The organism is uncultured Chloroflexus sp. (assembly GCF_937129525.1).
Lineage (GTDB): Bacteria > Chloroflexota > Chloroflexia > Chloroflexales > Chloroflexaceae > Chloroflexus.
Genome location: NZ_CAKZNK010000087.1, coordinates 30428 through 44243, shown reverse-complemented (window position 1 = coordinate 44243; position 13816 = coordinate 30428). Strand labels below are relative to the sequence as shown.

The window sequence follows — 13816 nt, the reverse complement described above, 5'->3', positions numbered from 1 at the left end:
TTCCGAAAACTTCACCAACCACGGGTCACAGTCAGAAACCGTTCGGCGACGAGCATCCAATCAAACCGATCGACGTATGCGCGACCGAATTCGCCGTAGCGTTGACGGAGGGCCGGATCGGCTAGCAAGGCGCTCAACGCTGAAGCCAGCGCCGGTATATCGCCGGGTGGAACCAGTAAACCGGCTTCGCCGTGGGGCACGACTTCGGGTATTGCGGCGGCAGTGGTAGCGACTATCGGCAGCCCGGCAGCCATCGCTTCAAGAAAGACGATGCCGAAACCTTCTTGCACGCTGGGCAAGCAGAAGAGATCGGCGCGATAATACCAGGCCTTCACGTCGTCATCATTGGGCAGCGCGCCGAGTAGCTGGCAGGCGTCGTTAAGATCTAACCCGGCGGCCAGCGCGCGCAGGTTGGCGTGTTCTGGCCCATCGCCGATGATCACCAGTCTGGCCTGTGGGAACTGTCGCCGTACCTGAGCAAAAGCGCGGATCAGATCGGCGATGTGTTTGCGCGGATATTGACGGGCTACGCAGAGAATTGTCTGGCCATCGCCTCGCCGCTCTGGTTGTGGCCAGGCCGCCAGATCGATCCCTTCGGGCACAATCCGAATGCGTTCTTCCGGCACCCCGTAGTGGTGTTGCACGCTGCGCCGGCAGTAGACACTGGTTGTAATCACGAGTGGCGCGCGACGGGCGTTGATCCGTTCGAGACGCGAGAGCAACCAGAGCAATCGACGGACGTTGCCGCGTTCGTGTTGCAGTTCTTCGGCAATCACTCCCTTAATGCTACAGACATAGGGGGAAGTGACTCGTCCTGCTACCAGAACACCATCAATATCTACCCCGACAATAAGATCGTAGGGTAGCGCGCGGAGCAGTGCCGGCACGTACAGGTTGAATAGCAACCGGCGCAAGGTCAGGTTGGGTGGCCACATGACCGGTGGCGAAATGCGGGCGACGTGATGGCCGTGTTTGCGCAAAGCGTAGCCAAGACCGCCAATTGCGGCGGCGGTGCCACTGCCTTCGGCCACCTGCTGAATCCACGAGTCGAGAAAAGCGATGCGCATGAGTTCTCCGTTTAGAGTGCGTTGTCTTCTCTATCATAATCGAAACGAGCCAGATCATTGTAAAGAGCGGGAATTTGTTCAATGTCATCAGTAAAAGATCAATGCCGACCGCTCAGCAGCGCAAGGTAACTCTGCGGATGGACAACAACTTCAAAATGTTGCGCCACTTTTGCTACAATAGAAAGAGTGTCTGATCGATAATAACGCGCGAGCGTTGCGGCAGTGACATGAAGGTAGCGCGTCTATGCTCGCCAAATTTGCCGTTCTGATGCGCGCAGCCTGGGCTGATGCGCTGGCCTATCGCGCTCAACTCTTTATCTGGGTTGTTACCGGCATGCTGCCACTGATCATGCTGGCAGTCTGGCGTTCGCTGGCTGGTGACGGAGTCATTGGTGGTTATGGCAGCGACGATTTTGTCGCCTACTTTGTCGGGGCGCTCTGCATTCGTCAGCTTACCGGCGTCTGGATCATCTGGGATATGGAGCGCGAAATTCGGCTAGGTGAACTCTCGCCGTACCTGTTGCGACCGGTGCATCCGCTCTGGCGTTATCTGGCGATGGCGCTGGCTGACAAGCCGTTGCGGTTGGTCATGGTGGCGCCAATTGCGTTGATCGCTGCCCTGATTGCTCCTGGCGCAATTCCGCAACCTGAGCCGTTATCCTGGGCAGTGTTGCCGCTGGCCATCGTCCTGGCGTTTATTGTCTACTTCCTCAACCAGTGCTGCATCGGCGCATTAAGTTTCTGGTGGACGCAGGTGCTGGCGTTGCAAGATTTCTGGTTTGGTCTGTACGCCTTCAGCAGCGGCTACCTCATTCCGCTCGATCTCTTGCCGCCGCCGGTAACGGCAGTGTTGATGTGGTTGCCGTTTCGGGCGATGCTCAGCTTCCCGTTGGAGCTGTTGTTGGGTCGGCTCGATCCAGCGGCCATTGGCTGGGGGTTAGCGCATCAACTGGGATGGGCTATCGCACTCGGTTTGCTGCTGCGCTGGCTTTGGCGAAATGGTGTGTACCACTACAGTGCAGTAGGGGCTTAGCGTGAAACAAAGCAATCGGCCAGTCTGCGGTCGTTTGCCGGTCGTTGCGGGCCATACGCTTGCCGGTCTCGTGTCTGCGGCACGCCTGCGCAATCCCCTATGAATTGATGGCAGGAATGTCACCGATTTCCGCATCTTCACCTTGACGCGCAGCGCGCTTCGCGCTACCATGGCAAACAACATCAAAAAGCGCCGACGAGGACGAGTACCCCGATTCCGACCACAGGGAGGGCGCGCCGTGACTGAGAGCGCGTCTGGAGATGGGTCGGGCGAAAACCACCTCCGAGCGGCTCCCGGAACGCGCAAAGCCAGTATGGGAGCACGGGATTCGCCCGTTATCGCGAGCAATGAGGCGCGACGCCTCTACCCGGCGTTGCGTGAACACAGGGTGGAACCACGAAGCAGCTCTTCGTCCCGGTGCGGGCGGAGAGCTGTTTGAGTTGAAGGTCGGCATATCAGGTTGCGCAGATGTATGGAGCCGGTTATGACGACCTTGCCCGCATCCAGGGGGCTGTCTATGCGTTCTTCTGCGCGTCGGTTACCGGCGCGACGCCGTGAGGCGGGGAGCTGCGGCGGCCAGATTGCGCGCCTGGGGTTAGGGTTGCTGTTCATTGTAGCGCTCTATCTGTTCCTGGCCCGACCGCAACTGAGCGCCGCCATTGGTCGCTATCTCGCCGATCTGCTTGTGCCACCGGTCAATGCGCCGGCAGCAGCGGCGCCCTTACCGGCGTTAATTGCGGCGTTGCCGAACGGTGAAGTCACCGTTAGCGAAGCCGAGATTAATAGCTATCTCGGCGGGATCGACGCAGTGTTGCCGGTTGAAGAGGCCAGGGTGCAGTTGGTGGCCGAACGGGCAATCATCACCGTGCGCGCCTATGGTATGACAAGCGTGGTCAGCAGCGGCGTTACAGTGCGTGATGGCCGGATCGTGCCGCTCGCGCCGCAGATCGAGGGTCCGCTAGTGGCATTTGTCTCAGCCGATGATCTGGCAACAGTGTTGAATGAACGGATTAACACCGAGCTGGTCCGGCAAGGGCGTCAGCTCGTCGCGGCCCGGATTGAAGACGGTTCGCTTACCATCGTAACCAGGTAAAAGGAGATGCTACTATGCCAGTCGATCCCAACAGCGATCCCTACTACCGTCTGCGTCATTCACTGGCCCATGTGATGGCGCAGGCTGTGCTCGAAATGTTTCCTGAAGGCAAAATCGCAATTGGGCCGCCGATTGAAAACGGTTTCTACTACGATTTCGATCTGCCACGACCGCTGACTCCCGAAGATCTGACCGAGATCGAGCAGCGGATGAAGCGGATCATTGCCGGTAACCATCCATTTATCTATCGTGAGGTCAGCGCTGAAGAAGCCCGGCAGCTTTTCGCCAACCAGCCCTACAAGCTGGAATTGATCGAAGGGCTGGCTAAGGGTTTGGATGAATATGGCGAAACCCATCATGGCGATACGGTTATTTCCACCTATCGCCAGGACACCTTCGAGGATCTCTGTCGCGGGCCACACCTCAACCATACCGGCGAAATCAACCCGGAAGCGTTTAAGCTGATGAGTATCGCCGGTGCGTACTGGCGTGGCGATGAGAAGAATCGCCAATTGCAGCGCATCTACGGCACCGGCTGGAATACCAAAGAGGAACTGGAAGCCTATCTGCACCGGTTGGAAGAGGCGCGCAAGCGCGACCACCGCCGGCTGGGTAAAGAGTTGGGGCTGTTTTTCTTCTCTGATGACATTGGTCCCGGTCTGCCGATCTTTACCCCCAAGGGTGAAATCATTCGCTACGAAATGGAAAAGTTCGTACGCGAAGTGCAGACGCGCTACGGCTATCAACATGTCTGGACGGGGAATGTCGTCAAAGAGCAGCTCTACCGCAAGTCGGGCCATTACGACAACTATCGGGATAGTATGTTCCCGCCGATGGTCGAGAGCGAAGAGCTGGTCTTCCGCCTCAAGCCGATGAATTGTCCCAGCCACATGACGCTCTACAATCAGCTCGGCGTGATCAGCTATCGCGATTTGCCGTTACGCTTTGCCGAATTTGCCACGCTCTACCGTTATGAAGATAGCGGTGCCTTAAGTGGTTTGACGCGAGTGCGCGCCCTCACCCAGGATGATTGTCATATCTTCTGCCGACCCGATCAGATTCAAGCTGAGTTTAGCCTTGCGTTGCAGGTAATCCGAGAGGTGTTAGGCACGTACAAATTCACCGATTATAAAGTGCGGCTATCGCTGCGCGGCAAGGATGGGAAATACGTTCAAGACGATGAGAAGTGGGAACAGGCGACCATCGCATTGCGCGCTGCGCTTGAAGCCAACGATGTCGAATATTTCGAGGCTGAGGGTGAAGCGGCGTTCTACGGCCCCAAAGCCGACTTTTTGGCCCGCGATGTATTGGGGCGTGAATGGCAGTTGAGCACGATCCAGGTAGACTTTATCCAGCCGGCCCGCCTGGGATGCGAATATATTGGCGAAGATGACAGGCCGCATACGCCGGTCGTGTTGCATCGCGCTGTGACCGGCACTACCGAGCGATTTATGGGGGTCTTGATCGAGCACTACGGCGGCGCCTTCCCGCTCTGGCTGGCGCCTGTACAGGCCGTCATCATCCCGATCACGGATAAGCAGATGGAGTTTGCCCATAAGGTTCGCCAGCGCCTCTTTGCTGCCGGTTTGCGGGTTGAACTTGACGATAACCGTGACCGCATGCAGGGGAAGATTCGACGGGCGCAGTTGCAGAAGATTCCGTATATGCTTATAATCGGAGCCAGAGAAGAGGCTGCTGACGCAGTTGCTGTTCGCACCCGGGCCGGTGAAGATCTCGGCGCAATGCCGGTTGATGCATTTTTGGCCCGCGCTCTGGAAGAGATTCGCACCCGCAGCAGTTGAGGAGTTCCCGATGACCGTTGAGAACGATGCGATTGCCGAAGTCGCGCGCCGGTTCGCCGAAGCGCTCCATTCCGAACGCGCCGCCACCTTCGAGGCGCTGGCTGCTGAGCGTGAAGCGGCGCAGCGCCTGCTTGCAGCGTTACGCCGCGAACACGAACGCCAAACCGCATCGGCAACCGGCGCGTTTATTGCCGGCGTCCTGATTGGCGCCGTTATCGGCGTAGCTGCGGTAGCCTTGCTCAATCCGCGTTCAGGTGGCGATATTCGCCAGGCGCTCGTGGCGCGGGCCGGAGTAACACGGCAGTCGTTTGCCGAGCGATTGCGAGCTGCTATCGCTGCCGGGCAGCGCGCCGCTGCTCAGCGTGAACAAGAATTGTGGCGCGAGTATCGCAAACGGATCAGCGAACCACCTCAGCCGCCATCAGAACCGCTGGCATGATGTGAATCGCAGATACCGCAGCGTTTCAGAGGCAATGGGCAGCGTTCTACGCGCCGCCCAGTTACTCTGTTATCCTCCCGGTTTCGGCATTGTGAGTGGCACAGCATGTCTGTGTCTTTGTGCGCCAGAGGAATGAGCTATGGATGCCGAAATTATCGCGATCGGCTCAGAATTGTTACTGGGCGTAACAGTTGATACTAACAGCGCTTACCTGGCCGGTCAACTGGCTGCCGCTGGCGTCAATGTCTATCGCAAGACAGTGGTGGGCGATAATGTTGAGCGGATCGCGACGGCAGTGCGCGAGGCGCTGGAACGCTCTGATCTGGTTATCTGTACCGGTGGTCTTGGCCCAACTCTCGATGATGTTACCCGCGAAGCGGTGGCATCCGTATTCAACCGTCCGCTTGAGTTTCATCAGGAATTGCTCGATCAGATTGCGGCCCGCTTCGCTGCGATGAATCGTCCGATGAGTGAAAGTAACCGGCGTCAGGCCTATGTGCCGGCGGGGGCGCGGGTCATCCCCAATCCGCGCGGGACTGCGCCGGCTTTCCTGATCGAGGATGAACGCGGGACGGTGATCGTTCTGCCTGGCGTGCCGGGTGAGATGCGCTATCTGTTTGAGACGGTAGTGATCCCGTATCTGCGTGAGGAGCGAGGGGTCACGACGGTCATTCTCGTGCGCACACTGCATGCAGTTGGTCTGGGAGAGAGTGTCATCGGTGAGCGGATCGCCGATCTGATGCAACAGGCCAATCCAACCGTTGGTATTTCGGCCAAGCGGGCGCGGTACGAACTCCGCATCGGCGCTCGCGCCGAGAGTCAGGCCGAAGCAGAGGCGATGATTGCGCAGACCGAGGCGATCATTCGTGAACGGCTCGGCCCCTATCTGCTGGGCACAGAGGAGTTGCCGGTCGTGGTGGCCCGTCTCCTGCGGGAACGGCAGTTGACGCTGGCGCTGTACGAAGGGATCCTCCAGGGGCCGGTGTTGCGCGCTCTGCTGGCCGCGCCTGACATTGAGCAGTATTTGCGCGGAGTTGAAATCCATCCGCTTGACCGTCCGGCAGATGCGCTGGCAGCATCGGATCTGGCTGCGGCTGGCGCGGCCTCGGTTGCTGACCGCTGGCAGAGTCATCTGGGGTTAGGTGTGCAACCGGCTAGCGGGCACGATGAGCAGGGTTTCACTCCGGTCGCTTTCGTCCTGCTGGCGCCGGGAGGTGAACGCCGGCTTACCCGTCCCTTCGATCTGCGCTCGGGTGATGGTCGTGAGTTTATCGGCACAGCGGCGCTCGATCTACTTCGCCGCTATCTGGCCGGGGAATCTGAGTAGTGTATACGCCGCTCCCTCCTCCTACCACGCTTCGCGCTGCGGTTGAGCTGATCTGGCGTGATCCAACCTGGTGGCGTAAGTGCCTGCTCCATGGCGCGCTGGCCATAACGATCATCGGGTTGCCGCTGGCAGTTGGGTTCATCATGGAGAGTTATGATAATACTCGCCGTGGTTACCCGCTACCTCTGCCGCCATGGCGTGATTGGACGCTGCGAGCGTTGACCGGAATTTTTGCCCTCCTGATCGATCTGGCCTTCTTTCTGCTGCCGTTGATGATCGGCGGCCTTATCCTGGGTTGTAGTGGTCTGTTCCTTGCGCTGGCAGCGCAAACTGCATTGCTCGCGCCGGTCATCAATACTATCCTGGCCCTGATGGGGCTGGTCTGGTTATGCTTCTTTATGATCGGGGTGGCTCCGATTGGCCGGCTCCTGTTTGCCGAAGAGGGCCAGATTGAACGCGCGCTCAGTTTCGAAACGATTCGCCGGGCTTTGAGCGCGCCCTACCGCATCTTCTTCTGGCGCGCTCGCCTGGCCAGCCTGGCCGCCTATCTGCCAGCAGCGTTACTGGCGCTTATGACCGGTCTTTTGATCACGTTCAATGCGCCACTGGTCGTGATCGGATTGGCCGGCTGGCTGGTATGCAGCGCCGGCGTCTTCGCCCAACTGGTTGGCGCGCAACTGTATGTAGCTGCTGAACGACAGGCGCAGATGACGCAGCGCGCATAATCTGCTATCTTATGGTACAGTTGACGCCAGGAAGCGATCATTGGCGTAGTCTGGATCGTCCTTTTCAGTGACCGATCTGTTGAGCCAGCTTCACGGCGCAAGCTGTGCTTGACAGAGCCTGTTTACCTGGTCGGGATGCCTCGACCTGGTTGCTTCGTCGCCGATAACCGGTAGATTCGCCAGCCTTCACAGATTAAGGCAACAAGCAAGAACCGGAGCACCTCAATGAATGTCACACGCGCCTTTAGCTTTGTTTTCGATGATCCTGACTGGTGGCAGCCTGTCCTGGTGGTGGGATTGCTGCAATTGGTGCCTGTCATCGGGCAAATTGCCGCTCTGGGATGTGTCTTGTTTGTTGCCCGCGCAGTCGTCAGTGGTCATGATCGTCCGCTGCCCCGTCTCAATCAGTTCGGTTTAGTGTTTAGTGAAGGTCTGAAGGGGGCGCTTATCGCCATCACCTACTATCTGCCGGTCTTTTTGCTTGTCTGTCTGTTTGTATGTTTCGCAGTCGCGGTAGTTGTAGCAACCGGTAACGATCAAACGGCGGCTGGGATATTGGTAGTAACTGTGCTGTGTCTCAACGTTCTGCTTCTGCCTCTCTCAGTCATCATTCAGGTCTTGCTGATCGTCGGTAGTGGAAATTACGTGGCCTCCGGCACAGTGGGATCCGCCTTGCAGATAGGCGGCGTTCTGTCATTGTTCCAGCGCAATCCGGCTGAGTGGCTGGTGTTGTGGTTGCTTTCGATCCTGTGCAATGTTGTCGCCGGTATGGGTGCAGTCGGATTGGTCATCGGTGCGCTGTTTACAACGGCCTACGCAGCGCTGGTCTTCGGTCATCTCCTTGGGCAAGCGGTTCGCCAGGTCTCATCGCCATTGTTGCAAGAGTGAGGAGAAGGTTATGGCGCTCCGTGACCTCATCGATCCACGCGAGTTTCTCTACCCTTCAAATCTGCTCACAATCAGCAGGTTGTTGCTCTTGCCGGCGACGATCTACTACATGCAGCGCACTGATCGCCGCAAGCGGGCATTGGTGTTACTGGCAATCACTATGTTGACCGACGCGCTCGATGGGCCGATTGCGCGACGGCGAGGCGAGGTCTCAAAGTTAGGGCAGATCCTCGATCCGATTGCCGATAAGGTGTTGATCGACTCGGCAGCGGTGATGCTTTCGCGCACCCGCGGTTTCCCCTGGTGGGCAACCGGGCTGCTCATCTTCCGCGATGTCGGTATTTTGCTGGCCGGGTTGATTGTGCTACGCCGCAAAGCTCATATCACTACCGCGCAGAGTAGCGGCAAGTTGACCACGCTGGCGATGACGATTGTTGCGCTGCTCTACCTTGCCGGAGGATCGCGTTGGGGGAAGCCGGCGCTTTACGCCGCGCTAGTGCCGTTCAGTATTTCGTTTGTAGAGTACGGCTGGCGTTTTGTGCAGATTATGCGCAATGAACACCGCCCTGAAACGCAAGAGTGAAGGCGCAACAAGGTGCTTATGCGCTCAGGTGTTGCGCCTTCAAGCCAGGAGGTTTAGCGCGCCACCTTCCCGGCAAACAGCTTGCGGAACTTCGCCACTTTGGGCGCAACCACAAACTGGCAGTAGGGCTGGTAAGGGTTACGGGCAAAATACTCCTGGTGGTAATCTTCGGCGGGGTAGAAGGTGGTCGCCGGCACGATTTCGGTTACGATCGGGTCGCGGAACACCTTTTGTTCGGTCAGTTCACGTACCAGTTGTTCGGCAATCTGTCGTTGCTCGTCTGAATGGTAGAAGATGGCCGAGCGATACTGAGTGCCAATATCGGCGCCTTGCCGATTGAGCGTGGTTGGGTCGTGAATGCTAAAGAAGATTTCGAGCAGTTCACGATAGCTGATCTGAGCCGGATCAAACCGGATCTGCACTGCCTCGGCGTGGCCGGTGTTGCCATCGCAGACCTGTCGATACGTAGGGTTAGGGACGTGCCCGCCGATATACCCGGATACAACATCCTGCACGCCGATCACCTGATCGTAAACTGCTTCAAGACACCAAAAACAACCGCCGGCTAACGTGGCTAACTCTTGAGGCATAACGACTCCTTATCAGGCCCAATTCGTTCTTCCCTATGTTAGTCTACCTCAGATTGCCAACCGATAACGCCTGATCGCACAAAATCGCTACAACGGATTGTACCGGTTCATTGCGGTGATCACCCCTTCACTCAAGACAACCTCAACTGCATCGGCGATCCGGGTTAACAGATCGGGCAACATCGCTTCTTCTGCGGGCGTGAAACGGCTCAACACATAATCGGCAGCATCCATTTTGCCCGGCGGTTGACCGATACCAACCCGCAACCGCGGAAATTCGGTAGTGCCCAGTTGAGCGACGATTGAGCGCATGCCGTTGTGAGTGCCGGCGCTGCCCCGTTCGCGCAGACGCAGTTTGGCAAAGGGGAGATCAAGATCGTCGTAAATGACCAGTAGCTCGCGCGCCGGATCGATTTTGTACCAGGCGCGCAAAGCAGCGACAGCCTGCCCGCTCAGGTTCATGTAGGTTTGTGGTTTGACCAGAGCTACTCGTTGCCCGCGAATGTTGCCTTCGGCAATCTCGCTGTTTGCGCGCTGGTTGCGAAAGGTCAGTCCATGCCGTTCAGCCAGCGTTTCAACGCTGCGAAAGCCAATATTGTGGCGGGTGCGCGCATAACGTTCTCCCGGATTGCCCAATCCGACGATTAGCCACATTGTCTTCCATCCTTAAACGAACTCTGCGCCGACTACGCACCGGATAGAGCAGGTGTCGTTGCGCGTTCTATGCCTCGCGCTAACAATCACATCGGCGCGACTGCCCGGTTCAACTTACTTGTCGGCGAGCTGACGCTCCAGCAGATGTATCCCCTCTTGCAGGAGGTTGATGAACTGCGTTGCAGGCAGGTATTGCGACCTGGCCTGTAGTGCGCTATGATTTGCCGGCGATGGTGATGCGCAGCGTATTGATCCTGGGCGGATTATTCTACTGGTGGTAGCGCGCCGTCAGCGCCTGCCACTTTGCTCAGCAGTGTGCCGGCTCCGGTCTACCCATCTGGCAGTGGGGAGGATACTTCGTTACCTGCCCGTGCCCGGTTATCGTTTGCGCGCTGTTCCTTCCTCTCTGCGCGGTGAGCAACGACCTGGTGATACCCAGGCACGGCGTTGCCCGGAGCGGCCTGGTGACTGTTAGGGTTCGTTGGAAATCATCTCACGCCGACACCTTATAATGCGTTCATTTCCCGCGCGTTCTGCGGCGCCGCCACCGGTGAGGCAGCCATATCGCCTGACACGATCACAGCGGAATAGTTTGCCATCTCCTGATTGTGCAGGCGCCAGATACGCCGTCGGCAGTATCTACCAAAACAACAATGCTGTCAAGGAATTTCCGAACGTTCAATCGCGACCAGATCAAACCGCTTGACCTGATGCCATTTCTGGTGAACATGGTATCGGTCAGGTTCCACCGATAAGGAATGATGGTATGACTACAACCACTGAATCACTGCCCATCCCCAGGCTCGCCGAACAGTTTCTGCTCCGACGCGATATGACCTTTCTCAACCATGGCAGTTTCGGCGCCTGTCCGCGTCCGGTATTTGCCGTCTATCAACAGTGGCAACGCGCGCTGGAGGCACAGCCGGTCGAGTTTCTCGGTCGCCGCTTATCCGAATTGCTCCGACAGACACGGCAACGGGTGGCAACATTTGTGGGAGCGGCGGCTAACGATCTGGTGCTGGTTCCCAACGTGACTTATGCGCTTAATATTGTCGCTCGTTCGGTTGCGTTGCAACCAGGAAATGAAGTGTTGGGGATTACCCACGAATACGGCGCAATCGAACGGGCCTGGCGCTACGTCTGCCACCAGCGCGGGGCAACCTACGTCAATCACCCGGTGACATTGCCCGTCACCTCGCCTGACGAGATTGTAGCGCAGATCTGGCGGGGTGTTACGCCGCGAACTCGCGTCATCTTGCTCAGTCACATCACATCGCCAACGGCGCTGATCATGCCGGTGGCCGAAATCTGTCGTCGCGCCCGGGCAGCGGGTATCATCAGCGTGATTGACGGCGCCCATGCCCCCGGACAGATCGACCTGAATCTGACTGCATTGGGCGCCGATTTTTACGGCGGCAATTGCCACAAGTGGTTGTGCGCGCCCAAGGGGGCAGGGTTTTTGTACGCGCGATCTGAATGGCAATCGATGCTTGAACCGCTGGTGGTCAGTTGGGGCTGGCAACCGCCGGAACCACTGTCGGGCAGTTTTCTCGCCTATCCTGAAGGACGCCCGTTGCAGGCATATTATGAATGGATGGGGACAGATGAACCATCGGCGTTACTCACCATTCCGGCGGCGATTGAATTTCAGCAGGACAACGATTGGCCGTCAGTGCGCCGGGCCTGTCATGCATTGTTACGCGAAGCATCGCAGTGCGTGTTAGCGTTAAGTGGTTTGCCACCGCTCACACCCGATGATAATGGCTGGTGGGTACAGATGCGGTCGTTGCCATTGCCGCCATGCGATCCAACCCAGGTGCAGGCGCGGCTCTGGCGTGAATGGCGCGTGGAAGTGCCATGCTTCATCTGGGAAGGGAAACCGTTGATCCGCATCTCGATTCAGGCGTACAATAGCCCGGCAGACATCGACCGGTTGCTGGCCGGACTGCGAGCAGTGCTCGCCTGATCAAAGAATGGCGCTTATGATTGACATCGACCGTGTAAGTTATACCTATCCCGGCGCGGCGGCGCCAATCTTGCGTGACGTGACCCTCCAGATCGCGCCGGGTGAGTTTTTGCTCGTCTGTGGGCCGAGCGGCGCTGGCAAGAGCACTTTTTTACGCCTGCTCAACGGTCTGGTGCCCCACTTCCACGGCGGTCGTTTCAGTGGTCGAGTGCGTGTATGGGGTCGCGATACGTTGACCTGCCAGCCGCGGGATCTGGCCAACCTGGTCGGTTTCGTGGTTCAAGACCCGGAAAGCCAGTTTGTAGTCGAACGAGTGGAAGACGAGATCGTCTTTGCCATGGAGAATTTAGGCGTTCCGCCGGCAGTGATGCGGCGGCGGGTGGAAGAGGTACTCGATCAACTGGCGATTGCTCATTTACGCCATCGGCATGTTGCCACGCTCAGTGGTGGCGAGCAGCAGCGCGTCGCAATTGCGGCTACGCTGGCGGCGCAACCACGCGCATTAGTGCTCGATGAGCCGACCAGTCAGCTTGATCCGCATGGCGCTGAAGAGGTCTTGACCGCGCTGCAAAAGCTCAATGCCGATCTCGGCATTACCGTGATCTTGTGTGAGCATCGCCTGGAACGAGTCGTGCAATACGCCGACCGTATGCTCTATCTGGCGCCGGGTGGCCGGATCGAACTCGGTCTGCCGCGGGAAGTGCTGGCGCGGATTGAGTTGCGTCCGCCTCTGCAACACCTCGGCGCAGCATTAGGTTGGGAACCGTTGCCGCTGACGATCAAGGAAGGACGGCGGTTTGTGCCCAATGATCTGCCAGTGACGACACCGACTGCCAATGCAAGGGCTGGCGCGCCGCCGTTGGCGCGCTTGCGGAACGTGACTGTGCAGTATGGGCAGCATGAAGCACTCTACCGGGTGAACCTTGATCTGCCGCGCGGCGCGCTGGTTGCTTTAATGGGGCGTAACGGGAGCGGCAAGAGCACGCTGCTCAAAACGCTGATCGGGCTGGCGCGCCCGGTTACTGGCACGGTTGAGATTGAGGGACGCGATATTGCGCCGATCCCGGTCGAAGAGCTGGCTCGCCGGATCGCCTATGTGCCGCAAGATCCGCGCAGTATGCTCTTTCACGACACTCTCAACGACGAAATAGCTTTTAGCATGCGGGGGCGTGGGCTGCGACCTTCTGTGAGCGCAATTACCGAAGCTCTGACCCGGTTGGGCATTGCTCATCTGGGTTTGCAGTATCCGCGCAGCCTGAGTGGTGGTGAAGCGCAGCGGGCTGCGCTGGTCGCCGGACTGGTTGGCGATCCACAGCTCATTCTGCTCGATGAACCAACGCGCGGTCTGGATTATCACGCCAAAGCGGATTTGACGGCAATCTTGCGTCGTTTATGCGATGAAGGGCGCACAGTGGTTATGGCGACCCACGATGTCGAACTGGCCGCCGCTTGTGCCGACCGGGTTGTATTGCTCGGTGAAGGGGAGGTGGTCGTTGAAGGGCCGGCTACTGAGCTGCTCGGTAACAGCCTGATCTTCTCGTCGCAGGTAGCCAAACTCTTTCCGGGACGAGGCTGGTTAACGGTGGCGCAGGCGCTGGCCGGTTTAGGGCGATCACCTGGCTGAGGCGACTGCTGTGGCAGCGGCAAAT

At 58.3% G+C, this 13816-nt stretch carries 13 protein-coding genes; 10 read left to right on the top strand and 3 right to left on the bottom strand.

Annotated features, from left to right (window positions below; all coding sequences use genetic code 11):
* Positions 1–11: 11 nt before the first annotated feature.
* Positions 12–1067 (bottom strand): glycosyltransferase family 4 protein, encoded by a 1056-nt coding sequence (locus Q0650_RS11010; RefSeq protein WP_298818896.1) that lies wholly within the window; start codon positions 1065–1067, stop codon positions 12–14.
* Between the two features lie 244 nt (positions 1068–1311).
* On the opposite strand from Q0650_RS11010, the gene Q0650_RS11005 reads away from it, so the two are divergent.
* From Q0650_RS11005 to Q0650_RS10970, 8 genes are all read left to right on the top strand, one after another.
* Positions 1312–2100 carry an ABC-2 family transporter protein gene (locus Q0650_RS11005; RefSeq protein ID WP_298818894.1) on the top strand — a complete coding sequence of 263 codons (789 nt, stop codon included), beginning with the start codon at positions 1312–1314 and terminating at the stop codon, positions 2098–2100.
* Between the two features lie 517 nt (positions 2101–2617).
* Positions 2618–3193: a hypothetical protein gene (locus Q0650_RS11000; protein ID WP_298818892.1), complete on the top strand. Its 576-nt coding sequence runs from the start codon at positions 2618–2620 to the stop codon at positions 3191–3193.
* A 14-nt stretch (positions 3194–3207) separates the two neighbouring features.
* Positions 3208–4995 (top strand): threonine--tRNA ligase, encoded by a 1788-nt coding sequence (gene thrS / locus Q0650_RS10995; RefSeq protein ID WP_298818890.1) that lies wholly within the window; start codon positions 3208–3210, stop codon positions 4993–4995.
* A gap of 10 nt (positions 4996–5005) precedes the next feature.
* Positions 5006–5434, top strand: coding sequence for a hypothetical protein (locus tag Q0650_RS10990; protein ID WP_298818888.1), 429 nt, complete (start codon positions 5006–5008; stop codon positions 5432–5434).
* A gap of 139 nt (positions 5435–5573) precedes the next feature.
* Positions 5574–6761: a CinA family nicotinamide mononucleotide deamidase-related protein gene (locus Q0650_RS10985; protein WP_298818886.1), complete on the top strand. Its 1188-nt coding sequence runs from the start codon at positions 5574–5576 to the stop codon at positions 6759–6761.
* Entirely contained in the window at positions 6761–7486 is a 726-nt protein-coding gene (locus Q0650_RS10980) for a DUF4013 domain-containing protein (RefSeq protein ID WP_298818884.1), read from the top strand. The genes Q0650_RS10985 and Q0650_RS10980 overlap by 1 nt, the downstream gene beginning before the upstream one ends.
* A 225-nt stretch (positions 7487–7711) precedes the next feature.
* On the top strand, positions 7712–8374 hold the full coding sequence (locus Q0650_RS10975; RefSeq protein WP_298818882.1) for a DUF4013 domain-containing protein: 663 nt from the start codon (positions 7712–7714) through the stop codon (positions 8372–8374).
* Positions 8375–8384: 10 nt separating this feature from the next.
* Positions 8385–8957, top strand: a complete 573-nt coding sequence (locus Q0650_RS10970) for a CDP-alcohol phosphatidyltransferase family protein (protein ID WP_298818880.1) — start codon at positions 8385–8387, stop codon at positions 8955–8957.
* A 53-nt stretch (positions 8958–9010) separates the two neighbouring features.
* Here Q0650_RS10970 and msrA read toward each other — a convergent pair whose 3' ends face one another.
* Both msrA and pth read right to left on the bottom strand, forming a co-directional pair.
* A complete protein-coding gene (msrA, locus tag Q0650_RS10965) occupies positions 9011–9547 on the bottom strand; it encodes a peptide-methionine (S)-S-oxide reductase MsrA (protein WP_298818878.1) in 537 nt (178 codons plus the stop codon).
* 87 nt (positions 9548–9634) lie between these two features.
* Positions 9635–10201, bottom strand: a complete 567-nt coding sequence (pth, locus tag Q0650_RS10960; protein WP_298818876.1) for an aminoacyl-tRNA hydrolase — start codon at positions 10199–10201, stop codon at positions 9635–9637.
* Positions 10202–10967: 766 nt separating this feature from the next.
* On the opposite strand from pth, the gene Q0650_RS10955 reads away from it, so the two are divergent.
* Positions 10968–12167, top strand: coding sequence for an aminotransferase class V-fold PLP-dependent enzyme (locus Q0650_RS10955; protein WP_298818874.1), 1200 nt, complete (start codon positions 10968–10970; stop codon positions 12165–12167).
* A gap of 16 nt (positions 12168–12183) precedes the next feature.
* Positions 12184–13791 carry an ABC transporter ATP-binding protein gene (locus Q0650_RS10950; RefSeq protein ID WP_298818872.1) on the top strand — a complete coding sequence of 536 codons (1608 nt, stop codon included), beginning with the start codon at positions 12184–12186 and terminating at the stop codon, positions 13789–13791.
* Positions 13792–13816: the final 25 nt, after the last annotated feature.

What these genes read in the sequence shown, in the direction of transcription:
- Q0650_RS11000 (WP_298818892.1), top strand. Translation starts at nt 2,618, where the DNA reads ATGCGTTCTTCTGCGCGTCGGTTACCGGCGCGACGCCGTGAGGCGGGG.
- Q0650_RS11005 (WP_298818894.1), top strand. Translation starts at nt 1,312, where the DNA reads ATGCTCGCCAAATTTGCCGTTCTGATGCGCGCAGCCTGGGCTGATGCG.
- thrS (WP_298818890.1), top strand. Translation starts at nt 3,208, where the DNA reads ATGCCAGTCGATCCCAACAGCGATCCCTACTACCGTCTGCGTCATTCA.
- Q0650_RS10955 (WP_298818874.1), top strand. Translation starts at nt 10,968, where the DNA reads ATGACTACAACCACTGAATCACTGCCCATCCCCAGGCTCGCCGAACAG.
- Q0650_RS10970 (WP_298818880.1), top strand. Translation starts at nt 8,385, where the DNA reads ATGGCGCTCCGTGACCTCATCGATCCACGCGAGTTTCTCTACCCTTCA.
- Q0650_RS10985 (WP_298818886.1), top strand. Translation starts at nt 5,574, where the DNA reads ATGGATGCCGAAATTATCGCGATCGGCTCAGAATTGTTACTGGGCGTA.
- pth (WP_298818876.1), bottom strand. Translation starts at nt 10,201, where the DNA reads ATGTGGCTAATCGTCGGATTGGGCAATCCGGGAGAACGTTATGCGCGC.
- Q0650_RS10990 (WP_298818888.1), top strand. Translation starts at nt 5,006, where the DNA reads ATGACCGTTGAGAACGATGCGATTGCCGAAGTCGCGCGCCGGTTCGCC.
- Q0650_RS10950 (WP_298818872.1), top strand. Translation starts at nt 12,184, where the DNA reads ATGATTGACATCGACCGTGTAAGTTATACCTATCCCGGCGCGGCGGCG.
- Q0650_RS11010 (WP_298818896.1), bottom strand. Translation starts at nt 1,067, where the DNA reads ATGCGCATCGCTTTTCTCGACTCGTGGATTCAGCAGGTGGCCGAAGGC.
- Q0650_RS10975 (WP_298818882.1), top strand. Translation starts at nt 7,712, where the DNA reads ATGAATGTCACACGCGCCTTTAGCTTTGTTTTCGATGATCCTGACTGG.
- msrA (WP_298818878.1), bottom strand. Translation starts at nt 9,547, where the DNA reads ATGCCTCAAGAGTTAGCCACGTTAGCCGGCGGTTGTTTTTGGTGTCTT.